The organism is Photorhabdus antumapuensis, assembly GCF_020387775.1.
In the GTDB taxonomy this organism is placed as follows: domain Bacteria; phylum Pseudomonadota; class Gammaproteobacteria; order Enterobacterales; family Enterobacteriaceae; genus Photorhabdus; species Photorhabdus antumapuensis.
In genome coordinates this window covers 146428-168679 of sequence record NZ_JAHZMK010000010.1, presented here as the reverse complement: position 1 = coordinate 168679, position 22252 = coordinate 146428, and the positions used below count along the sequence as shown (strand labels likewise).

The window sequence follows — 22252 nt, the reverse complement described above, 5'->3', positions numbered from 1 at the left end:
TATGCAAGAATATATTACTACATTTAAAGATATAACTATTTTCAATGATTAGAATTAAATTAATAAATTTGAAATTACTGCCATTAATTACTGAGATTTAAATACAACTACTAGCCTAATAAGAATAATTTTTACAGCTCGTTGATAAAATTTAATTTAAATTCTCCGAGCTTGCCAAAAAGCTTTTTTCCAGTAAACATTATTCATAGATGAACGAGTAACACCTTTATGGGTTGATGCATGAATAAACTGGTTATTGGCATCATAAATGCCAACATGTAACCCATGCTCACCACTACCTGTTCTGAAAAAGACCAAATCACCCGGCATTAAATCGCTTTTATCAATGCGAGTCCCTAATTTTATTTGCCCACCGGTAGTACGGGGTAACTGAATATCAAACCGGTCACTGAAAGTACGGTAAACAAAACCAGAACAATCTACCCCCCGACGATCCATCCCACCATAATGATATGGTGTACCACGCCATTGATTAAGCTGCTCCTTAAGCTGAAAAATCACCATGATTGGATCAGAAAGCACCGTTTTTAACGCCGGAGCTGGAGTCCTAGAGGGGTGACTGGAACAGCCAATAAGTAACAGACTGAGCAACAAGAGCAACTCTTTTGTTCTTATTATCATTATCCCCCTCCTCATAAGATCAGAAAAATAAGCTAACTCTATCCGGCACTCAATAAAAAAACAAGGCTGTACTTTAAGTAAAATAGCCAAATAGTTATTTTATTCTTCATTCTGGATGGCTAATCAACCAGACACCACACAAAATAAAAATCACGCCTGCGCTTTTCAATAATGTGATGGTTTCATTAAACCAAGGCAATAAAGCCGCCATTAAATAGACAAATACATAACTTAAGCTTATTAACGGATAGGCTTTATTTAATGGTAAATATTTTAGCGTAAATAACCAGCACAGCATAGATAATAGATATCCAGCCAGACCAGCCATTACCGTCACCAGAGAATGGCGATTACTCCATAGCCACTCAATATCAAACCAATGCAAACCAAGATTCAACACTGGCAAATTGACAACACCCCATTTCAGTAATAACTGGGCTATTGTCACCAGTAATACGCTAACTAATCCCCAAATATAACCTTTCATTCATTTAAGCTCATCAGCAAAATTCCCAACATGATAAATACAACCCCACTCCAATGTTTTCTGCCCGCTTTTTCCTGATAGAAAAATTTCCCCGCCAAAGTGACCATGATAAAATTTATACTCAACATTGGATAAGCAATTCCTAACGGCAATATCTGCAATAAACGAAGCCAAAATAACATGCCAACAGCCAATAGAATCACAGCGCCTATCAACCATTTCAGCGCAGATGCCCGCTGATAAATATCACTCTGCCAACACATCACAGCCTGTTTCTGACATAACTGACCAGCACATGTCAGCAAGCTAACCAGCAACAATAAAGCGAAACTTATCATGGGCGCTTCTCATAAACCAAAATAGCAAAACGATAATTGCGGCTAATTTGATCTGCTTTTGGCAAATCAGGTAATTTCTCATTTTTATATAAATGAAAGAGTACTGACACCCGCCCTTCTTTACGCGCTTTCTCTAACCATTGCGGAAAATCTTTATAGCTGATATATCGATATCGGCTATCTGGATAATTCAACCCATATTCCAGCTCTCCCCAACGTTCAAACATATAAATATCACTACGCTTCATCTCCCAAGCGACACTGGTCGCAAGACCAACACTTTCCGATAGAATATAGCGACTGTCTGCAAGTTCCTGATGGTGTAACTTAATAAAATTCTGAGGTAATTTGGAATTAACGGTATTTTCAGGCAAAGTATTTCCTATCACTAAACTGACAACAACGGAACAAAACGCTGCCCATAACCAGTATTTCCCGTTCGACGCAAAACACAGATAACCGATAATTCCCCAAATACCAAAAGCAACAATCGCTAAAACCCATTTAGACCATTCTGATGGCTGATATAAAGAGTGTTTTGTCACTGCTTCCATAGCAAACAGAACCATTACCGCCAGCAGACCAAGAAATACGTTAACCATTCCATTGATTTTAAGTAACTTCATCTTGCCATTTTTGACGCAATCGACACCAAATTTAGCCATCATCATTGCCAATGGCGCCATACAGGGAAGGATATAAGTTGGCAATTTTCCCTTCGCAATACTGAAAAATAACAATGGCACGACAAACCAGCAAAGTAGAAAAAACATTTCAGGATTGGATTTTCTTTCTTTCCAACCTTTAATCAACGCCCCGGGTAATAATCCTAACCACGGGATCACACCAAAAATAAGAATGGGTATGTAATACCAGAATGGTGCAATATGCTGTGCATCATCGGAAGAAAAACGCTTAATATGTTCAACCCAGAAGAAATAGTGCCAATAATCAGGCTCACGTAGCGCAATTGCAATCACCCACGGTAAACTGATTGCTATCGCCGAAATAATAGCAAGTGGGCCAAAATAGACTATTTGCAGGACCCGTTTCTGATAAATGACAATGGGCAACATCACAATGACCGGAACAGCCAATGCCAGAAACCCTTTAGTCATAAAACCCATACCGCAGCACAAACCAAGTACCAAATATGCCATTATCCGCCGTCTGGTACAGTCTGTTTTTAGCGCCCAGAAGCTACATATCATGGCAGCCGTTATCCACAAAGAAAACATCGGATCGAGTACGCTATAAGTGCCAATGGCAAATACCAGAAACATTGAGATGTAGATAAGGCTAGTAGCAAAAGCAATATGTCGGTTATGCCACATCATCATAGCAAGTCGATATAATAAAATTGCGCTGATAAAAATACAAAAAACCGATCCAAAACGGACAGCAAAATTATTATCGCCAAAAATCCATTGGCTAATATTATTAATCCAATAACCCGCTACAGGCTTTTCAAAATAACGAATATCCAGCAAATACGGAACAATCCAATCTCCTCGTTGCAGCATTTCACGACTGATTTCTGCATAACGGGTTTCATCAGGCTGCCATAGCAGACGGCCATTAAGGGGTAATAAATAGGTAAGGACAAAAAAAAGAGCCATCAAAAAGGCCCCCACTTTACACGCCCGATTATTTAACATATATAAGTTAAACCTCTTGTTGGCATCCTAACCATCCTTCTCTACAGGAAAATTCGGAACGAACAATTCTCCCGACAGGAAGCTGCTGTATATTTTCAGGCAGCAGATGACTCAATGCACAAAATTGTATGTTTTCCCGATGAACCATCTCCAACAGCTTTGCAAATTCTGTGGACTTGGACATCCCTTCTACTTCCGTATGGATGGTATATACCGGAACTCCCTGGCTGTTTTTTATCTCATTAAGAATAAACTGGTTAAAATCTTCATCTTTAACCTGAATTCCTATCACTTCGTCATAAGTTGGTAATGTCACCGGAATTTGCACGGTACCAAGAGTACCATCAGACAAAATGGGCCTGAATGGATGAGTTCCCCGACAATCGCTGTTGTAATCAAAACCAAACTGTTGCTTTACCGCGAGTACGCGTTCATCCGCCCGCCAACCAGCAACAGCAGAACAAGTTACCCGTTGGCCAATTGCCTGTACCAATGCATCCACTCCCAATTTAACCTGCTCTGTTAACTGAGCTTCAGACCAACGGCCAACTTTCGCCTGCCAACGCTGATGATCCCAAGCATGCAGACCCACTTCATGGCCTGCATCCAGAGTTTGCTTCATCAAGTAGCCTAAATCTTTAGCAATCTTCTTACCCGGCCATGCAGTCCCCGCCAGTAAAATATCAAGACCATACAGAGACGCTGCATTTGACCTCAACATTTTCCATAAGAATTTTGGCCGCAAAAGACGCCACAAATGACGCCCCATATTATCCGGCCCAACACTAAAGAAAAAACTGGCCTGAATCTGATGTTTTGCCAAAATTTTGAGCAATTGCGGTACCCCTTCAACGGTTCCTCGATAGGTGTCCACATCAACTCTCAAGCCAATTTGTTTCATTAATTTTTCCCTAATTCTTCCACTGCACCACGCAAGAAGAAATCCAGTGTTTCATTTATCGTCTGTTTCATGTCAATGGTTGGTTTCCAACCTAGTAACCGCTCCGCATTTTTAATACTTGGCTTACGGTGTTCAACATCCTGATAACCTTTACCGTAGTAACTGCCACTTTCAATCTTTTTAAATCCAGCAAACGGAGGAAAATTATCTCTCAATTCATGGTCTTCAAAGCTATCAAGTAATATTTCCGCCAATTGGCGAATACTGGCTTCATTATTTGGATTACCAATATTGATAATTTGGCCGTCACATAACCCATCTCGGTTTTCAATAATACGAAACAGCGCTTCAATACCATCATTAATATCAGTAAAGCAGCGTTTCTGTTCACCACCATCCACCAGCTTGATCGGTGAGCCTTCAACTAAGTTCAATATCAGTTGTGTGATCGCTCTGGAACTGCCAATACGCGCAGAGTTCAGGTTATCCAAACGTGGCCCCATCCAGTTAAATGGACGAAATAGCGTGAATTTGAGCCCTTCTTTCTCACCATATGCCCAGATAACTCGATCCAATAATTGTTTGGAGACAGAATAGATCCAGCGCTGTTTATTAATCGGGCCAACAATCAGACGAGAATCATCTTCGTCAAACTCTTTATCATCACACATTCCGTAAACTTCTGATGTGGACGGGAAAATAATCCGTTTATTGTATTTAACGCAATAACGAACAATCTTTAGATTCTCTTCGAAATCCAGTTCAAATACGCGCAGTGGGTTACGGGTATATTCAATCGGGGTTGCAATAGCCACCAGCGGCAGAACCACATCACACTTCTTGATGTGATACTCGATCCACTCCGTATGGATATTGACATCACCTTCAATGAAGTGAAAACGCGGATTGCCAATAAAACGCTCAATGGCGGAAGAACCGATATCCATACCATAAATATCATAGTTGCCATCACGTAATAGACGTTCTGTTAGATGATTACCAATAAAGCCATTCACACCGAGAATTAATACACGTTTCCGGTGGCTAATTTGAGTGGTTGTCTTTGGGCCAACACGTACATCAGTCACAATGCTCATATCTACTGCCAGACGGTGGCCCTGAACATACAAACCCGATTCACTTTGCCCATTGATAATTTCTAACGCGCCTTTTCCACAGGCAATAATTAACGGATCTACCGATAATACTGTTCCCGGCTGTTTGTCATGCGTCTCATTCAACGGGGAGGCGCGCCAGATAGTAATCTTACGCTCACCCAAGAAAGTAAATGCCCCAGGATATGGCTCAGTTACTGCCCTGACAAGGTTGTTAATTTCCATGGCTGATTTGCGCCAGTCAATCTCACCATCCGCAGCAGTACGACGCCCAAAGTAAGTTGCCTGTCTTTCATCTTGAGGTATGGCAGGATAAGTTCCGGCTTTGATCTGAGGTAATATTTGATCAAACAGTTTTTCCGCTGCTTCACGAATTTTACCGTGCAAAGTCAACGCGGTATCTGTCTCTTCAATAGCAACCTTATGTTGAGCAATAATATCCCCTGCATCAGGTTTCAACACCATTTTATGCAGGGTTACACCTGTTTCCACTTCACCATTTAAAATCGCCCAGTTAATAGGGGCACGACCACGGTATTTTGGCAACAGTGAACCATGCAGATTAAATGCACCTGTACTCGCCAGCGATAAAATATCTTCGCTCAACATATCTCGGTAATAAAAAGAGAAAATCACATCAGGTTTCAACTCCCGGATACGTTCAATCCACAGTGGATGGTTAACGTTTTCTGGCGCAAAAACCGGAAGCGCCAAATCTGCACTTAAACGGGCAACAGAAGAGAAAAAATGGTTTTCATTAGGATCATCTGTATGGGTAAATACCGCCTGAATATCAAAACCCGCTTTAGTTAAAGCATTGATCCCGACACAGCCGATATCATGATAGGCAAATACAATTGCTTTCATTTAGTACTCTTCCTGGTTGTCGTTGGTCTTTTTATCTCCGACCACTTTTTGAATAAAATAACGTGGGCGAGCACGAACATCGTTATAGATACGGCCTATGTATTCACCTAATAAACCCATCGCGACGAACTGCGCGCCAATAAATATGAAAAGGAGAGCAAACAGAGTAAATACCCCTTCTGCTGCCCATATGGCACCGAAAATAAGACGTAAAACCATCAATAATACAGCCAGCAAAAAACCAGAAACTGCAATCACACTTCCTACCACACTCAGCAAACGCAAAGGTGCTGTTGTCAGGCAGGTCAGCAAGTCATACATCAGATTAATCAGCTTCATGAAGCTATATTTGGAATCACCAAATTCACGCTCTGCATGAGCAACATCAATCTCAATGGTTTTACGGGCAAAAGTATTTGCCAGAATAGGAATAAAGGTGCTGCGTTCATGGCACTGCAACATGGCTTCCACAATGTGGCGACGATAGGCACGGAGCATACAGCCATAATCACCCATAGAACGGCCTGTTGCCTTAGTAATCATAGTATTGATGATTTTTGAAGCTGTTTTACGAAACAGAGAATCCTGCCGATTAGCTCGGCGAGTACCCACAACGTCATAACCTTGTTCAGCCGTTTTAACAAGACGGGGGATCTCTTCTGGCGGATTCTGTAAATCAGCATCAAGCGTAATAACTAAATCGCCATTGACCTGATTAAACCCCGCCATAATCGCTGAATGCTGACCATAATTACGATTAAGTAAAATAGCAATAATATGATTTTCAGATTGTTCCGCAGCCTGAATCAGAATTTCCGCAGATTTATCACTACTACCATCATCCACCAGAATAAGCTCATATTCCTGAGTCAATTGTTTACAGGCTGCTAAGGTTCTTTCCAATAAAAGAGGCAAACTTTCTTCTTCGTTATAAATTGGAATAACAACAGAAACTTTTTTAATTTGTTCAAATGACACTTATCTGTGCTCCGAAATAATTTCTTGTAAAGCATCAGTGACACGATCTACATCGTCATCACTCATATCAGGAAAGAGTGGCAATGAACAAAGTGTTACTGAATTCCATTCTGATTCAGGCAATGACAACTGCGGATACCGATCCCGATAATATCTTTGTGTATGTGCAGCTCTGAAATGCAAACCTGTGCCAATATTCTTATTTTTCAAACGTTCCATTAATGTGTCGCGATCAATGCCACAAACATCCTTATTAATCCGCACCATAAATAGATGATGTGCATGCATATGCTCATAATCGGGCACACTTAACATCTGCAAAGGCGAGTCTTTTAATGCCGCTGAATAACGGGCAACAATTTGCCGACGGCGAATATTCATTGATTCCAATTTACTTAATTGCACCACGGCAATCGCAGCATGAATATCAGATAAATTATATTTGTAACCCGGTTCTATGACTTCTGCCTGTGGTCTCCTGCCTTGAATCTGGCGGTCAAAAGCATCAATACCCAATCCATGAAACTTTAGACAACGAATTCGTTCAACAAGTTCATTATTATCAGTAGCAATTAACCCCCCTTCCGCACAAGTGGCATTTTTTATGGCATGAAAAGAAAAAATCGCTGTGCCATGCTCACCAATCCATTCATTCTTATAACGGGTTCCTAATGCATGAGCCGCGTCCTCAATCAATGGAATGCCCGCATCCTGAGCAATCCCACGCAATGCATCTAAGTCACAAGGCGCACCAGCATAATGAACAGGAATAATCGCTTTGGTTCTGGAAGTCATCGCCTTTTTCACGGTCTGCGCGTCGACCATTAAAGTATGGCGATCAACATCAATCATGATTGGTTCAGCACCAAGCAAACAGATCATATTTATTGTGGATACCCAAGTTTGAGACGGTGTAATCACTTCATCACCAGGACCAATTCCCAGCGCCATGAGTGTCAGATGCATACCCGCCGTTGCAGAGGCCAATGCAATCGCATGTTTGCAGCCAAACATGCGGCAAAAGTCCTGTTCCAATTGATGATTTTGCGGGCCTGTTGTAATCCACCCCGAACGAAGAACCTTCTCTACTGCCTGAATTTCTTCATCACCTATCGCAGGACGAGAAAATGGAAGAAAACTACCCATAAAACACAGTCCAATTCATTCATAATATAACGATATATTAGATGACTATATCTGAACGAATCGTAAACACAGGTATGATTTAGCAAATTAAGTGGAAATTACAATAGATTCACGGTAGGCACATAAGACTGAACTGTAATTTAAGGTAACGAAACCCACCAATATTTATCTGCTTTTTCTGGCACACATTTGATATCAGCGGCAAAAACGCTGGAGAGTGTATTTTCTGTCATTACCTCATCCGGTTTTCCATTCGCCACCAATGATCCATTAGCAAGCAGCCATATCCGATCAGCTTTATCATAGCTATGATTGAGATCATGACCACTCATGACTACGGTTCCACCAAGTTCACAGAATTTCTTTACCAACAGATCAAGTGCTGCTACCTGAGTGATATCAAGATTATTCGTAGGCTCATCCAAAAGTAATAATTTGCCTTCCAAATTGATTGATGGCCAGACTTGTAAAAAAACCCCGGTTAATCGCACCCTTTGCCATTCACCACCAGACAGATTTCCTACAGGTGTCTCTAGAAGCTTTCCCAACTTAAAAAAGGAACAAAGTTCTGACAACACACCCTCATAATTAACAAGATGGGCAGCTAAATGTAGTTGCAAATATTGAAAAACCGGCATTATTGGCACAGAAGAAATTTGCTGGCTAAGCCATGCTCTGTACCGTGCTAATTGGCAGTGACTATATTGACTAAGACACTTTTGTTGCAAATCGATTGCACCACTATAAGGTAAGATACCGGCCATACAGGCCAATAGTGTACTCTTTCCTGAACCATTCGGACCAATGAGATGTATCTGTTCACCTTGTTGTACCAACGCTGTCAGCGGCATTAATCGGTTTCGTACTGATACTTGATTGAGAGCCATCAACTGATTGGTCACTTGCACATTATTCACTTTCTTAACCCCAGTCTCTGACTCTCAATAATAACCAAATGAATACTGGCGCCCCCAATGTTGCAGTCACAACGCCAATCGGTACTTCTGCATTATTCAAGCTAAGACGAGATAGCAGATCAGCCAGCAATAATCCATAACCGCCGGATAGAACACAGGCAGGCAGTAGAGTTTTATAATCTGTCAGGCCGCATAAACGCAAAATATGTGGAATAACCAAACCAATAAAGCTAATTGTTCCAGCAAGTGCAACACTTAACCCAACCAATAACCCAACAACAAAGACAAATAAATTACGCCAATAATAAAGTGAGATACCTAACTGTTGGGCCTGTGTTTCTCCCAGTGAAAGAAAATTAAGTACTTTTCCTTGTCTGCTCAACCAAATAATCAAAGGAAACAAAGCGACTACCAACCATTGCTGCCGCCAGTCTATTCCACTGAAACTCCCCATCATCCAATACATTAGCTGACGCAAGTCCAGGCTAGTACTAAAATAAACCATCCAAGTCATTAACGCACCAGAGACAACCCCAAAAGCAACCCCTACCAACAACAAACGGGCATTATTCAGATAACGATTTCTTGAAAAGGTCAGCAATATCATTGTGACAGTCAGTGCGCCGAGCACAGCGCCAATACTTAATAACCAGAATGGCGCAATGCCATGAAACATCAGCACCAAAAACACCACCACCACGCCAGCACCATTACTGACCCCCAATAGCCCAGGTTCCGCCAACGGATTTTCAAACAGTGCCTGCATTACTGCACCCGCCACAGTCAGGCTCGCACCTACAGCAACGACAGCTAATACACGAGGAAAACGTAACTGCCACACAAACAATTGACCTGTTTCAGAAAACCATTTATTAGGCCAGATCCAATTTTCCCCAGCACAAAGCGAGAGAAAAAAAACCAATAAAAATAAACAGGTGAGAATTGCCAAAAAACGATAATCATGCCTTTTCTGACGAGTCACTAATTCAGTGATGGAATGAGTGGGTTGCATGGTAAATCAAGCTCATGAGGGAGGATCGTTTAAGAAAAAGGCCGCTATTGATGCGGCCTTTTTGATTATTCTTTAGGTGTGGCTTTCTCAACCCTGCTTTTTAACTTCTGACCAGGACGGAATGTCACTACTCGGCGAGCTGTAATCGGAATATCCTCACCAGTCTTAGGGTTACGGCCCGGACGTTGGTTTTTATCCCGTAAATCAAAGTTGCCAAATCCAGACAATTTTACCTGCTCACCATTCTCCAAAGAACGACGCACTTCTTCAAAGAATAATTCAACCAGATCTTTAGCATCACGCTTGCTAATTCCCAGTTTCTCAAACAGATTTTCTGACATTTCAGCTTTAGTAAGCGCCATAAGTTCAGTCCCTCAAGGATGCTTGGAATCGCTGTTTCAGCACCGCGACACATTTATTAATCGTCGCAGCAATCTCTTCTTCTTCCAGTGTACGCGCGGTATCCTGCAAGATAAAACTTATAGCAAGGCTCTTATGACCCTCTGCTACACCTTTACCACAATACACGTCAAACAAGTTTATGCCAACTATATGATTTACGCCAACTTTCTTGCATTCAGCCAAAACATCTTCTACAGCAATATTTTCAGGCACCACGATCGCAATATCACGACGATTTGACGGGAAACGTGAAATCTCTTTCGCGTCAGGCACCACGCGGCCTACCAGCTTGTTCCAGAGTACTTCGAATACCACTGTGCGGCCATTTAAGTCAAGTTTTCGTTCCAATTCTGGGTGAACAACACCAATATATCCGATGTATTCATTTTCCAAATAAATCCCAGCGCTTTGGCCTGGGTGCAACGCCAGATTTACATCTGCTCTAAAAGAAATCTTAGATAATTTTCCGGTTAACTCCAGAATGGCTTCCAAATCGCCTTTCATATCGAAGAAATCAATGGACTGTTTTTCCAGTGACCAATGCTCTTCAAAACGATTTCCTGCAATAACACCCCCTAGCATCAGCTCCTGACGAATACCCTGCTCGGCATTTTCATCAGGAACAAAACGTAAGCCGGTTTCAAACAAGCGCACACGGTTTTGTTGACGGTTTTGGTTATATACCACTGTTGTTAGCAAACCAGTCAGTAAAGATAAACGCATTGCTGACATATCCGCTGAAATTGGATTAGGCAACATCAACGCTGGCTGCTGTGGATGTAACAGTGCCTGAATTTTGGGATCAACAAAGCTATAGGTAATCGCTTCTTGATAACCTCTGTCAACCAGCATGGTTTTAACACGTTGCAGGGAAAGATCCGCTTCATGATGTTTTTTCATAATAAGATCTGCACGTATCGGTACATCTGGAATATTGTTGTAACCGTAGATACGGGCAACCTCTTCCACCAGATCTTCTTCAATCTCCATATCAAAACGCCAGCTTGGCGCAACCGCTTGCCAACAATTTTCCTGAATAGTGACTTTGCAACCTAAGCGGGTCAGGATGTCACCAACCTGTTCATCAGGTATATAGTGACCAATCAAACGATCCAGTTTTTCACGACGCAATGTGATTGTCGCAGATTGAGGCAATTGAGATTCATCAGTAACATCAATAATCGGGCCGGCTTCACCACCACAAATATCAATCAACAATTGAGTTGTTCTCTCTATTGCTTTGTGCTGTAACTGAGGATCAACACCACGTTCATAGCGGTGAGAAGCATCGGTATGTAAACCATAACGACGGGCACGACCAGCAATCGCTAAAGGAGCAAAGAATGCGCACTCAAGTAAAATATTTTGCGTTTCTTCATTCACACCTGAATGTTCACCGCCAAAAATACCTGCCATCGCAACAGATTGTTTTTCATCAGAAATAACTAGCGTATCAGCAGAAAGATTGGCTTCCGAGCCATCCAGCAGCACTAATTTTTCATCCTGCTTCGCCATGCGCACAGTGATTGAGCCATTCAAATGCGCCAAGTCAAACGCATGCAACGGTTGACCCAACTCAAGCAATACATAGTTAGTCACGTCGACAACCGGGTCGATAGAACGGATACCACCACGACGTAATTTTTCACACATCCACAGTGGCGTTGCCGCTTTCACATTAATGTTTTTAATTACCCGTCCCAAGTAACGTGGGCAAGCTTCTGTTGCTTCAACACGAATAGGGAAAACAGCATCTGTTGTCGGTTTTACTGCTTCAATTTGTGGCTCAGACAATGGCATTTTATTAGCAACTGCCACATCACGTGCGACACCTATAATACTCAGGCAGTCAGCGCGATTAGGTGTAATGCTGATTTCAATGACTTTATCATCCAGCTTCAGATATTCACGCAGATCAATACCTAACGGAGCATCCATTGGCAATTCAATAATACCGCCGTGGTCCTCAGAAATACCCAGCTCAGAAAAAGAACATAGCATCCCTTCAGAAGGCTCACCACGCAGTTTTGCCGCTTTGATTTTGAAATCACCCGGTAGTACGGCACCCACGGTTGCTACTGCAACTTTCAGCCCCAAACGGCAATTCGGTGCACCACAAACAATGTCCAGTGGTCGTTCACCACCTACATCCACTTTTGTTACCCGTAGTTTATCCGCGTTTGGATGCTGGGCACATTGAACAACTTCACCAACAACTACACCATGAAATTGACCAGCAACGGCTTCAACACCATCAACTTCCAGACCTATCATGGTGATTTGATCAGATAATGCTTCACTGCTGATGGCTGGATTTACCCATTCGCGTAACCAGAATTCACTGAATTTCATGAGATATCCCCGCCTTATTTAAACTGTTTGAGAAAACGCAGATCATTTTCGAAGAACGCGCGCAAATCAGTTACACCGTAACGTAACATTGTCAGGCGCTCCACCCCCATGCCGAAAGCAAAACCAGAATAAATTTCAGGATCAAGGCCAACATTATGCAATACATTAGGATGAACCATACCGCAACCTAACACTTCCAACCATTTGCCGTTTTTACCCATGACATCAACTTCCGCCGAAGGTTCTGTAAATGGGAAGTAAGAAGGTCGGAAACGAACCTGCAAATCTTCTTCAAAAAAGTTAGTCAGGAAATCGTGCAACGTTCCTTTCAGGTTGGTAAAACTGATATCACGATCAATAATCAAGCCTTCCACCTGATGGAACATGGGTGTGTGTGTCTGGTCGTAGTCATTACGATATACACGGCCTGGTGCAATGACGCGAATTGGTGGCTGTTGACTATGCATAGTTCGAACCTGAACACCGGAAGTCTGAGTACGCAACAGACGTTTAGCATCAAACCAAAAAGTATCATGATCAGCACGTGCAGGATGGTGGGCGGGAATATTCAGCGCATCGAAATTATGATAATCATCTTCAATCTCAGGGCCTGATTCTACAGAAAACCCTAATTCACCAAAGAAAGTTTCAATACGCTCTATTGTGCGGTTAACCGGATGTAATCCACCATTTTCCATACGGCGGCCGGGCAATGATACATCAATCTTTTCCGCTGCTAAACGGAAGTTCAGAAGGTCAGTCTCCAGTTTTTCTTTACGGATATTCAGAACTTCCAGAACCTCCTGCTTAGCCTGATTAATAACCGCCCCTGCTGCTGGGCGTTCTTCGACCGGCAGATCACGCAGCGATGACATTTGGAGAGTTAAATGGCCTTTTTTGCCTAAATATTCAACACGCACCAAATCCAACGCAGCAACATCCTGGGCATCTTCTATGGCTGCTCTTGCCTTTGCAACCAATTCAGCGAGATGTGGCATCGTTTTCCTCTTCCTTCGGCCTAACGGCCTGCTAGTAATGATCGTTAATGACCCTATATACCTATTTCTGTTTTTATTGTCATAAAAACAAAAAAGCCTCCACGACGGAGGCTCAGGCGCTACTTTTCGTTTCTTTTCTTACGCGCAAAGCCCCCTGAATTCAGGTGCTAAAGTAAAAAAAGATGCGAAAAAAAGCTAAAGACATAATGTTGGTTCTCTCGGGAAAAATATGTTTTCTGACAACGACGCTCTAGTAAGCCACATTTTCAAACAAAGTAAAAGAGGGAGCATGCTCCCCCTCTCACTACTCTAACTTATGCCAGAGCGCTCTTCGCTTTCTCAACTAAAGCAGCAAACGCCACTTTGTCAAACACAGCGATGTCAGCCAGGATCTTACGGTCGATTTCAACAGAAGCCTTTTTCAGGCCATCAATGAAACGGCTGTAGGACAAACCATTCTGACGTGCAGCAGCGTTGATACGTGCAATCCACAGTTGACGGAACTGACGTTTACGCTGACGACGGTCACGGTAAGCGTACTGCCCTGCTTTGATTACTGCCTGGAAGGCAACACGGTAAACGCGCGAACGGGCACCATAGTAACCTTTCGCTTGCTTTAAAATTTTCTTGTGACGTGCACGGGCGACAACACCACGTTTTACGCGAGCCATATACTTCTCCTATCGTCTCTGAATTCTATTCTAAAAATTGCTTATGCGTACGGCAGACAAGCAATAACCAGGCCCAGATCACCTTTGGAGACCATGCCTTTTGGACGTAAATGACGTTTACGTTTGGTTGATTTCTTAGTCAGAATGTGACGAAGGTTAGCGTGCTTACGCTTAAAACCACCACTTGCAGTTTTTTTAAAGCGTTTAGCGGCGCCGCGTACTGTTTTAATCTTTGGCATTTTAATTTCCACTTCGCATTGTGAATTACAACGAATTAATCAGGCGAATAAGCCCCAACCAGATGAACCGACTGGAGCTTATTACTTGATTGCCTAACTATTTCTTCTTAGGAGCGAGCACCATTATCATCTGACGGCCTTCAATCTTCGAAGGGAAGGATTCGACTACCGCCAGTTCATCCAGATCGCCGCGGATGCGGTTAAGCATTTCGACACCAATCTGTTGGTGTGCCATTTCACGCCCACGGAAACGCAGGGTGATTTTGGCTTTATCGCCATCTTCCAGAAAACGAACCAGGTTGCGTAGTTTGACCTGATAGTCGCCTTCATCTGTACCAGGACGGAATTTAATTTCCTTAACCTGAATAACTTTTTGTTTTTTCTTCTGCTCTTTAGTCGACTTACTCTTCTCATAGAGGAACTTGCCGTAATCCATAATACGGCAAACCGGCGGCTCGGCATTCGGGCTGATCTCAACTAAATCGACACCCGCTTCCTCAGCTTTTTCAAGAGCTTCCCTCAGATTGACAATGCCAATCTGTTCGCCATCTAAACCTGTTAAACGAACTTCAGAAGCGCGAATTTCTCCATTAATGCGATTAGGACGCGCTGTTTGAATTCTTTTTCCGCCTTTAATACCTTATTCCTCCAATTGATGAAGATTACGACTGCGTATTTCTATAAGCAGTTTTTCGATGAACTCGTTAACATCAATGCTGCCCAAATCTTTACCACGGCGGGTACGAACGGAAACTTTCCCCGATTCAACCTCTTTTTCACCACAGACAAGCATGTAGGGAACACGACGTAGAGTATGTTCACGGATTTTAAAGCCAATCTTCTCGTTTCTCAAGTCTGCTTTTGCACGGATGCCCGCATCTTGAAGTTTTTTTACTAATTCCTGTACATAATCAGCCTGATTATCGGTGATATTCATCACCACTACCTGCTGTGGAGCAATCCATGTTGGGAAAAAACCCGCATACTCCTCAGTTAGGATGCCGATAAACCGTTCCAGTGAACCCAGAACCGCACGGTGAATCATTACAGGAACTTTACGTTCATTATTTTCACCTACGTAGGACGCATTCAAACGACCTGGTAGTGAAAAGTCGAGTTGCACAGTACCACATTGCCACGCACGATCCAAACAATCATGCAAAGTAAATTCAATTTTCGGTCCGTAGAAGGCACCCTCACCTGGCTGATATTCAAATTGAACACCATTTTCTTGTAGTGCTGCCGCCAAAGCCTCTTCCGCTTGATTCCATTGTTCTTCAGTACCAATGCGTTTTTCCGGGCGGGTTGACAGCTTAACTATGATCTTTTCAAAACCAAAAGTGCTGTAAACGTCATACACCATCTTAATGCAACTGCTGACTTCCCGGTGAATTTGCTCTTCTGTACAGAAGATATGAGCATCATCCTGAGTAAAACCACGAACACGCATCAAACCATGTAATGCCCCTGATGGTTCATTACGATGACAACTACCGAATTCAGCCATACGTAACGGTAAATCACGGTAAGATTTTAAGCCTTGGTTAAAAATCTGAATATGCCCTGGGCAGTTCATCGGTTTAACGCAATATTCACGGTTTTCTGAAGAAGTGGTAAACATATGCTCACCGTAGTTTTCCCAGTGACCCGTTCTTTCCCACATGACACGGTCCATCATAAACGGACCTTTAACTTCCTGATATTGATATTCTTTCAGTTTGGTCCGGACAAAAGTTTCCAGCTCACGGAAAATAGTCCAACCATCATTATGCCAGAACGCCATACCTGGAGCTTCTTCCTGCATGTGGTAAAGATCTAATTGTTTACCAATCTTACGATGGTCACGTTTGGCCGCTTCTTCCAAACGTTGCAGATAAGTATTGAGCTGTTTCTTATCAGCCCACGCGGTACCATATATCCGTTGCAACATTTTATTGTTGCTATTCCCACGCCAATATGCCCCTGCGACTTTCTGCAATTTAAAATGATGGCAGAAACGCATATTTGGCACATGTGGGCCACGGCACATGTCAATATATTCTTCATGATTATAGAGACCAAGACGATCATCTCGACTGATGTTTTCATCCAAAATTTGTACTTTATAATCTTCACCACGAGCAACGAAAGTATCGCGCGCTTCTTGCCAACTTACTTTTTTCTTGATGACGTCATAGTCTTTTTTGGCAAGTTCCAACATACGCTTTTCAAGCAGTTCAATATCTTCCTGCGTCAGAGCACGACCAAGATCAACATCATAGTAAAAACCATTATCAATAATCGGACCGATAGCCATTTTAGTATCTGGCCATAATTGTTTAATCGCATGGCCTAGCAGATGAGCACATGAATGGCGGATAATTTCCAGCCCTGCATCATCTTTACTGGTGATGATGGCAAGATTTGCATCTGAATCGATTAATTCACAAGCATCCACTAACTCACCATTTACGCGGCCAGCAATACATGCTTTAGCTAAACCTGGACCAATATCACAGGCAACATCCATTACAGAAACCGCATGGTCAAACTGACGTTGGCTACCGTCAGGAAGAGTAACAACAGGCATTTAAAATCCTTATCTACAGTGGTGACCCACACGAAAGATCACTTGAAGGAGTTTGATATTCAACTAAAATAACGATTTAAATTATTATCTCGTCAATCCATTAAAGTTCGGTACTAAAATTGGTACACAATGTAAAAAGTGACTGCCTTCAATACCGAAACATCGCGAAAATATACCACCAACAACCATTCAGGTCACGGCGATGTTTAGTTAGAAAATCAAAGGACATACAACCTTAATAATCCACCATATCAATAACACGATGATAGCGATGACAGACAAATGCGATTTCTGTTTTTATTGTAAAATTGGATAAAATGCCGCAATCTAATACTGAAATCAATGTAAGCCTTGAAAGGATTTTATAGGAAACATGAAAAAATGGTGGCAATTCGTCCTAGTTCTTGCTGAATCTCAGTATAATAAAATAGATATTTTGGCAAAATCGGTTAGAAATGGAATCGTCATTTCTACCAGCGACTCAATCTGCCATTACTAACGAACGATAAGCCTTTTTCACCTTCCACAAATAGCGTGGGGCCTGGGGTGCTGGATGATTATCCTGAACATACTGATAAAACTCATCCGGCGTCATACGGTTTATTTTATTAACGGCTAATTGACGATCTACACTAAAAGTACGTAAAAGAGCACCCGCACCATTTACGTAAGCAACAATAGTGGCATAGTAGAGGATCTCAGGGTTATCAATACCTGCCAGATGCTGCTCTTTCAAGATACTGATATAAGCAGTGCCAAGATCGATATTAGTTTTAGGATCTTTCAACTCACGAGTTGTTGGCTGACCAAAACGCCCCTTCTGTCGATACACATCCCGCCCTGCTGTCGATGCTTTGATCTGCATAAGACCAATTGCATTCGATTTACTGACTGCATCAGGGCGAAAACCAGATTCAACTTGAATAATCGCTCTGATCAGCGTTTCATCAACGCCGTACCGATTGGATGCCTGTTGAATAAAGGTATCAAAAGGCGTCGGCGGGAAAGAAGAAATTCCAGCTGCGTTGGTAGTATTGTTAAGCATACGTTGCTGACCGAACTGTTTACCAACATTTGTCTGCTGAGCATTTCTCTCAGCACAACCGACTAACAGCACGACCAGTGCCACAAAGCTCAGTCTTAATTTCACCCTATAATCCTCTGGATCAAATTTTGCTACAACGCAGCATATACAATTTCGTTTACAATCTAAAAATATTTTTACTTAACTTTTCACTGTATTCGTGTTCATATCGTATGGAATAACGATTGCAACAATCGTTATTCCCAAATTTTATAATCTTGACTTTACTTAAATGATATTGATAATCGTTATCATATATATACTTATAACAAGTAAGGCTTGAATTGATGAAAAAAAAACTTTCTCTGCTTTTGCTTTCCCCCCCAATACTGGGAATTACATTGATTCTCTTATCTATAGTTTTATTTAGTCAGAAGGTATCTGCCGCCAAACAATTCAAAGTTGTCACTACCTTTACTATCATCCAGGATATAGCACAAAACGTAGCAGGTGATGCGGCGATTGTTGAATCAATTACTAAACCTGGTGCCGAAATCCATGATTACCAACCCACCCCCAAAGATATTATAAAATCTCAACATGCTGATTTGATCCTTTGGAATGGGTTAAACCTAGAACGCTGGTTTGAACGCTTCTTTGAAAATCTTAAAGATGTACCTGCCGTTGTTATTACTGACGGCATTGAACCACTACCTATCCGTGAAGGACCTTACAACGGGAACCCTAATCCTCACGCCTGGATGTCACCCACAAATGCTTTAATCTATATTGAGAATATCCGCCAAGCATTTGTAAAATACGATTCTGAAAATGCAGAAGCTTATAATAAGAATGCCAAAGCCTATGCTGAAAAAATCGCACAACTGGATTCTCCACTGAGAGAACGTCTTTCTCGTATTCCACAGGATCAACGTTGGTTAGTCACCAGTGAAGGGGCTTTTAGCTATTTAGCTAAAGATTACCAATTCAAGGAAGTGTATCTATGGCCAATTAATGCGGAAGAACAAGGTTCACCACAACAAGTTCGTCATGTCATTGATACTGTAAGAGCAAACAAAATCCCAGTTGTGTTTAGCGAAAGTACAATTTCAGATAAGCCAGCTAAACAAGTCAGTAAAGAAACAGATGCCCGTTATGGTGGTATTCTTTATGTAGATTCACTCTCCGGCAGTAATGGCCCAGTACCAACTTATATTGATTTACTGAACAAAACTGTAGACACAATCGCAAAAGGATTTAATCAATGAATAGCAATATGCTGTTTGAACGTCCTCATTTAGTCGTTGATGACGCCACAGTGACTTATAACAACGGTCACACAGCTATTTATGATGCAAGTTTTTCTATCACCGGTGGAACTATTTGTGCGTTGGTGGGCATTAACGGTAGTGGTAAATCCACATTGTTTAAGACTATCATGGGGCTGGTAAGCCCATCTCAGGGAAAAGTCACTCTAAGTGATATGCCAGTCAAAAATGCTTTGAAGAAAAATATTATTGCATATGTTCCTCAAACAGAAGAAGTCGACTGGAACTTTCCAGTATTGGTTTCTGATGTCGTTATGATGGGCCGCTATGGGAAAATGGGATTCCTGAGAATCCCAAGTAAAAGAGATCACCAAGCTGTTGATAAAGCACTTGAACGTGTCGGCTTAACGGCCCTACGCAACCGACAGATTGGCGAACTCTCAGGCGGACAGAAAAAAAGAGTTTTTCTTGCAAGGGCTCTGGCTCAGGAAGGTAAAGTTCTATTACTAGATGAACCTTTTACTGGTGTTGATGTAAAAACAGAGAATGCCATCATTGACCTGTTGTGTGATTTACGTGATGAGGGCCATTTGGTTCTGGTTTCTACACATAACCTCGGTAGCGTACCTGAATTCTGCGATCATGTTATCCTAATCAACCGAACTGTTCTGGCAAGTGGCCCAACAGAAACAACGTTCACCCAAAAAAATTTAGAGATGACTTTTGGTGGAGTACTTCGTCATATTAATCTATCCGGCCCGGAATTACATGATGATGATGATCCACGCTCCTTGACGGTTATTACTGATGATGAACGCGCAGCCGTATTTTATGGTCATGATCATCATGTTCCGCCAAGGCAGGGTCAGCATAAGGAGAAACGTCAATCATGACAGAGCTTTTGCTGCAACCTTTTCACTATAATTACATGGTAAAAGCCATCTGGGTTAGTGCCATTGTCGGTGCCGTCTGTGCCTTCCTTTCTTCCTACCTGATGTTAAAAGGCTGGTCATTGATGGGAGACGCGCTCTCTCACTCAGTTGTACCTGGCGTCGCTGGTGCTTATGCGCTGGGTCTTCCTTATGCAGGCGGTGCTTTTTTTACCGGAATGCTGGCAGCTCTGTCTATGACTTTAGTTCGTCATATCACTCGCTTACGTGAAGATGCGGTAATCGGGTTCATTTTTTCCACTTTCTTTGCGGCCGGCTTATTAATCGTTTCCCTCAACCCTACATCGGTTAACGTACAAACCATTATTTTCGGCAATATCCTTGGCATCGCTGATGAAGATGTTCTCCAAGTTGAAATCATTATTGCGATTTCATTTATCGTGCTCATGTTTATCTGGAAAGATTTGCTAATTGTATTTTTTGATGAAACACATGCCCGCTCTATCGGCTTATCTCCCTTGCGGATGAAAATCATTTTTTTTACTTTGTTGAGTGCTTGTACTGTCGCAGCCTTACAAACTGTCGGCGCTATTCTGGTGATTGCAATGGTTGTCACTCCAGGCGCAACAGCTTACTTATTAACAGATCGTTTTAAGCACCTGCTGATCATTGCCGTTACTATTGGTTCCCTGACCAGTGCATTCGGCGCTTACCTAAGTTTCTTCCTTAACGGCGCTACTGGTGGTGTCATTGTCACACTGCAAACCGTCATTTTCCTATTAGCGTTCTTCTTTGCACCAAAACATGGGCTATTCGCTTCACGCATACGTGCCAGAAAAGAATCCTCAGCCTTAGCTCAGGAGACACAACTATGAATGAGTTGACACAGTTACTCACTGAGCCGTTTATGTTTCCATTTATGCAACGGGCGGTATTTGCTGCTATTGTAACAGGCGCAGTATGTGCAATACTCTCTTGTTATCTGGTTCTTAAAGGCTGGTCGTTAATGGGTGACGCCATCTCTCACGCTGTATTACCAGGCATTGTGCTAGCTTTCGCTGCCGGTATACCGCTGGCTATTGGCGCATTCCTTTCCGGTATTTTTTGTGCTGTTGCAACAGGATATCTGAAAGAACATAGCCGGATAAAAGAAGATACTGTCATGGGAATTGTCTTTTCAGGCATGTTTGCCTTTGGTTTAGTTCTTTTTGCCCGAATAGACACTGACCAACATCTCACTCATATTCTGTTCGGAAATATACTAGGGATCACTAAAGATGAGTTGAATCAAACATTATGGATTACCTGTATCACTATGGCGATAGTATTGCTAAAGCGCAAAGACTTCATGCTTTACTGCTTCGATCCGAACCAAGCGCGCGTAGTGGGATTACCTGTTAAGCTTTTGCATTACGGTTTGCTTTGTCTATTGTCAATGACCATTGTCGCTTCCCTGCAAGCCGTGGGAATGATTTTGGTTATCGCAATGTTGATATCACCGGGAATTATCGCTTTCATGTTATGCCGCAGTTTTGACCGAATGTTAATTGTCGCTGTCATTGCATCAGTCAGTTCCTGTGTCCTGGGTACTCTGATCAGTTTCCACATTGATGGTGCAACGGGGCCATGCATTGTTATTGTCCAGGCTATCTTCTTTACGCTAGCACTGGCTTACAGTCAGATAAAACTTGTAAGAACAAAATCCAAACGTAAAACGTATCAAGCAGCCCTACAAATCTCTAACGAGTCCAATCAATAACAAAAAGGGTTATATCTGT

22 protein-coding genes and 1 other annotated feature are annotated in these 22252 nt (G+C 42.2%); of the genes, 4 read left to right on the top strand and 18 right to left on the bottom strand.

Annotated features, from left to right (window positions below; translation table 11 throughout):
- Positions 1-156: 156 nt before the first annotated feature.
- The 18 genes from KZ793_RS02880 to KZ793_RS02795 all read right to left on the bottom strand — a co-directional run bounded on the left by KZ793_RS02880 (position 157) and on the right by KZ793_RS02795 (position 18442).
- Positions 157-642, bottom strand: a complete 486-nt coding sequence (locus tag KZ793_RS02880; RefSeq protein WP_225813327.1) for a C40 family peptidase — start codon at positions 640-642, stop codon at positions 157-159.
- A 106-nt stretch (positions 643-748) separates the two neighbouring features.
- On the bottom strand, positions 749-1129 hold the full coding sequence (gene arnF, locus KZ793_RS02875; RefSeq protein WP_225813326.1) for a 4-amino-4-deoxy-L-arabinose-phosphoundecaprenol flippase subunit ArnF: 381 nt from the start codon (positions 1127-1129) through the stop codon (positions 749-751).
- A complete protein-coding gene (gene arnE / locus KZ793_RS02870; protein ID WP_225813325.1) occupies positions 1126-1467 on the bottom strand; it encodes a 4-amino-4-deoxy-L-arabinose-phosphoundecaprenol flippase subunit ArnE in 342 nt (113 codons plus the stop codon). Before arnE ends, arnF begins: the two co-directional genes overlap by 4 nt.
- On the bottom strand, positions 1464-3125 hold the full coding sequence (gene arnT / locus KZ793_RS02865; protein ID WP_225813323.1) for a lipid IV(A) 4-amino-4-deoxy-L-arabinosyltransferase: 1662 nt from the start codon (positions 3123-3125) through the stop codon (positions 1464-1466). Before arnT ends, arnE begins: the two co-directional genes overlap by 4 nt.
- 7 nt (positions 3126-3132) lie before the next feature.
- Complete coding sequence (arnD, locus tag KZ793_RS02860) at positions 3133-4026, bottom strand: 4-deoxy-4-formamido-L-arabinose-phosphoundecaprenol deformylase (RefSeq protein ID WP_225813320.1); 894 nt, start codon at positions 4024-4026, stop codon at positions 3133-3135.
- Positions 4026-6008 carry a bifunctional UDP-4-amino-4-deoxy-L-arabinose formyltransferase/UDP-glucuronic acid oxidase ArnA gene (gene arnA / locus KZ793_RS02855; protein WP_225813316.1) on the bottom strand — a complete coding sequence of 661 codons (1983 nt, stop codon included), beginning with the start codon at positions 6006-6008 and terminating at the stop codon, positions 4026-4028. Before arnA ends, arnD begins: the two co-directional genes overlap by 1 nt.
- Complete coding sequence (arnC, locus tag KZ793_RS02850) at positions 6009-6986, bottom strand: undecaprenyl-phosphate 4-deoxy-4-formamido-L-arabinose transferase (RefSeq protein WP_225813315.1); 978 nt, start codon at positions 6984-6986, stop codon at positions 6009-6011. It abuts the gene before it with no gap.
- Entirely contained in the window at positions 6987-8132 is a 1146-nt protein-coding gene (gene arnB, locus KZ793_RS02845) for a UDP-4-amino-4-deoxy-L-arabinose aminotransferase (RefSeq protein WP_225813314.1), read from the bottom strand.
- Positions 8133-8272: 140 nt separating this feature from the next.
- Positions 8273-9019, bottom strand: a complete 747-nt coding sequence (gene btuD / locus KZ793_RS02840) for a vitamin B12 ABC transporter ATP-binding protein BtuD (protein WP_255619135.1) — start codon at positions 9017-9019, stop codon at positions 8273-8275.
- 34 nt (positions 9020-9053) lie between these two features.
- Positions 9054-10061, bottom strand: a complete 1008-nt coding sequence (gene btuC, locus KZ793_RS02835; protein WP_225813311.1) for a vitamin B12 ABC transporter permease BtuC — start codon at positions 10059-10061, stop codon at positions 9054-9056.
- 65 nt (positions 10062-10126) lie between these two features.
- Positions 10127-10423, bottom strand: coding sequence for an integration host factor subunit alpha (gene ihfA / locus KZ793_RS02830; protein WP_011146885.1), 297 nt, complete (start codon positions 10421-10423; stop codon positions 10127-10129).
- A 4-nt stretch (positions 10424-10427) separates the two neighbouring features.
- Entirely contained in the window at positions 10428-12815 is a 2388-nt protein-coding gene (gene pheT, locus KZ793_RS02825; RefSeq protein WP_225813309.1) for a phenylalanine--tRNA ligase subunit beta, read from the bottom strand.
- A 14-nt stretch (positions 12816-12829) separates the two neighbouring features.
- The gene (gene pheS, locus KZ793_RS02820; protein ID WP_225813307.1) at positions 12830-13813 is read right to left on the bottom strand and encodes a phenylalanine--tRNA ligase subunit alpha; all 984 of its coding nucleotides are present in this window, start codon (positions 13811-13813) and stop codon (positions 12830-12832) included.
- An 86-nt stretch (positions 13814-13899) separates the two neighbouring features.
- Positions 13900-14024, bottom strand: a sequence feature (Phe leader region).
- Between the two features lie 103 nt (positions 14025-14127).
- A complete protein-coding gene (gene rplT, locus KZ793_RS02815) occupies positions 14128-14484 on the bottom strand; it encodes a 50S ribosomal protein L20 (protein WP_021323015.1) in 357 nt (118 codons plus the stop codon).
- A 41-nt stretch (positions 14485-14525) separates the two neighbouring features.
- Positions 14526-14723, bottom strand: coding sequence for a 50S ribosomal protein L35 (gene rpmI / locus KZ793_RS02810; RefSeq protein WP_004157374.1), 198 nt, complete (start codon positions 14721-14723; stop codon positions 14526-14528).
- 97 nt (positions 14724-14820) lie between these two features.
- Positions 14821-15360, bottom strand: a complete 540-nt coding sequence (gene infC, locus KZ793_RS02805; protein ID WP_225813408.1) for a translation initiation factor IF-3 — start codon at positions 15358-15360, stop codon at positions 14821-14823.
- Between the two features lie 3 nt (positions 15361-15363).
- Positions 15364-17292 (bottom strand): threonine--tRNA ligase, encoded by a 1929-nt coding sequence (gene thrS / locus KZ793_RS02800; RefSeq protein ID WP_225813305.1) that lies wholly within the window; start codon positions 17290-17292, stop codon positions 15364-15366.
- A 481-nt stretch (positions 17293-17773) separates the two neighbouring features.
- Positions 17774-18442, bottom strand: a complete 669-nt coding sequence (locus tag KZ793_RS02795; RefSeq protein ID WP_225813303.1) for a transglycosylase SLT domain-containing protein — start codon at positions 18440-18442, stop codon at positions 17774-17776.
- A gap of 221 nt (positions 18443-18663) precedes the next feature.
- Between KZ793_RS02795 and KZ793_RS02790 the strand changes: the two genes are divergently transcribed.
- From KZ793_RS02790 to KZ793_RS02775, 4 genes are read left to right on the top strand one after another with little or no spacing between them, the layout of a single operon-like run.
- On the top strand, positions 18664-19584 hold the full coding sequence (locus KZ793_RS02790) for a metal ABC transporter substrate-binding protein (protein ID WP_317987437.1): 921 nt from the start codon (positions 18664-18666) through the stop codon (positions 19582-19584).
- Positions 19581-20477 carry a manganese/iron ABC transporter ATP-binding protein gene (locus KZ793_RS02785; RefSeq protein WP_225813301.1) on the top strand — a complete coding sequence of 299 codons (897 nt, stop codon included), beginning with the start codon at positions 19581-19583 and terminating at the stop codon, positions 20475-20477. The genes KZ793_RS02790 and KZ793_RS02785 overlap by 4 nt, the downstream gene beginning before the upstream one ends.
- Positions 20474-21349, top strand: coding sequence for a metal ABC transporter permease (locus KZ793_RS02780; RefSeq protein WP_225813300.1), 876 nt, complete (start codon positions 20474-20476; stop codon positions 21347-21349). Before KZ793_RS02785 ends, KZ793_RS02780 begins: the two co-directional genes overlap by 4 nt.
- Positions 21346-22233 carry a metal ABC transporter permease gene (locus KZ793_RS02775; protein WP_225813299.1) on the top strand — a complete coding sequence of 296 codons (888 nt, stop codon included), beginning with the start codon at positions 21346-21348 and terminating at the stop codon, positions 22231-22233. Before KZ793_RS02780 ends, KZ793_RS02775 begins: the two co-directional genes overlap by 4 nt.
- Positions 22234-22252: the final 19 nt, after the last annotated feature.

Excerpts from the sequence above, each read along its gene's own strand:
- KZ793_RS02880 (WP_225813327.1), bottom strand. The coding sequence starts at position 642 with ATGATAATAAGAACAAAAGAGTTGCTCTTGTTGCTCAGTCTGTTACTT.
- arnF (WP_225813326.1), bottom strand. The coding sequence starts at position 1,129 with ATGAAAGGTTATATTTGGGGATTAGTTAGCGTATTACTGGTGACAATA.
- arnE (WP_225813325.1), bottom strand. The coding sequence starts at position 1,467 with ATGATAAGTTTCGCTTTATTGTTGCTGGTTAGCTTGCTGACATGTGCT.
- arnT (WP_225813323.1), bottom strand. The coding sequence starts at position 3,125 with ATGTTAAATAATCGGGCGTGTAAAGTGGGGGCCTTTTTGATGGCTCTT.
- arnD (WP_225813320.1), bottom strand. The coding sequence starts at position 4,026 with ATGAAACAAATTGGCTTGAGAGTTGATGTGGACACCTATCGAGGAACC.
- arnA (WP_225813316.1), bottom strand. The coding sequence starts at position 6,008 with ATGAAAGCAATTGTATTTGCCTATCATGATATCGGCTGTGTCGGGATC.
- arnB (WP_225813314.1), bottom strand. The coding sequence starts at position 8,132 with ATGGGTAGTTTTCTTCCATTTTCTCGTCCTGCGATAGGTGATGAAGAA.
- btuD (WP_255619135.1), bottom strand. The coding sequence starts at position 9,019 with ATGGCTCTCAATCAAGTATCAGTACGAAACCGATTAATGCCGCTGACA.
- btuC (WP_225813311.1), bottom strand. The coding sequence starts at position 10,061 with ATGCAACCCACTCATTCCATCACTGAATTAGTGACTCGTCAGAAAAGG.
- ihfA (WP_011146885.1), bottom strand. The coding sequence starts at position 10,423 with ATGGCGCTTACTAAAGCTGAAATGTCAGAAAATCTGTTTGAGAAACTG.
- pheT (WP_225813309.1), bottom strand. The coding sequence starts at position 12,815 with ATGAAATTCAGTGAATTCTGGTTACGCGAATGGGTAAATCCAGCCATC.
- pheS (WP_225813307.1), bottom strand. The coding sequence starts at position 13,813 with ATGCCACATCTCGCTGAATTGGTTGCAAAGGCAAGAGCAGCCATAGAA.
- rplT (WP_021323015.1), bottom strand. The coding sequence starts at position 14,484 with ATGGCTCGCGTAAAACGTGGTGTTGTCGCCCGTGCACGTCACAAGAAA.
- rpmI (WP_004157374.1), bottom strand. The coding sequence starts at position 14,723 with ATGCCAAAGATTAAAACAGTACGCGGCGCCGCTAAACGCTTTAAAAAA.
- thrS (WP_225813305.1), bottom strand. The coding sequence starts at position 17,292 with ATGCCTGTTGTTACTCTTCCTGACGGTAGCCAACGTCAGTTTGACCAT.
- KZ793_RS02790 (WP_317987437.1), top strand. The coding sequence starts at position 18,664 with ATGAAAAAAAAACTTTCTCTGCTTTTGCTTTCCCCCCCAATACTGGGA.
- KZ793_RS02785 (WP_225813301.1), top strand. The coding sequence starts at position 19,581 with ATGAATAGCAATATGCTGTTTGAACGTCCTCATTTAGTCGTTGATGAC.
- KZ793_RS02780 (WP_225813300.1), top strand. The coding sequence starts at position 20,474 with ATGACAGAGCTTTTGCTGCAACCTTTTCACTATAATTACATGGTAAAA.
- KZ793_RS02775 (WP_225813299.1), top strand. The coding sequence starts at position 21,346 with ATGAATGAGTTGACACAGTTACTCACTGAGCCGTTTATGTTTCCATTT.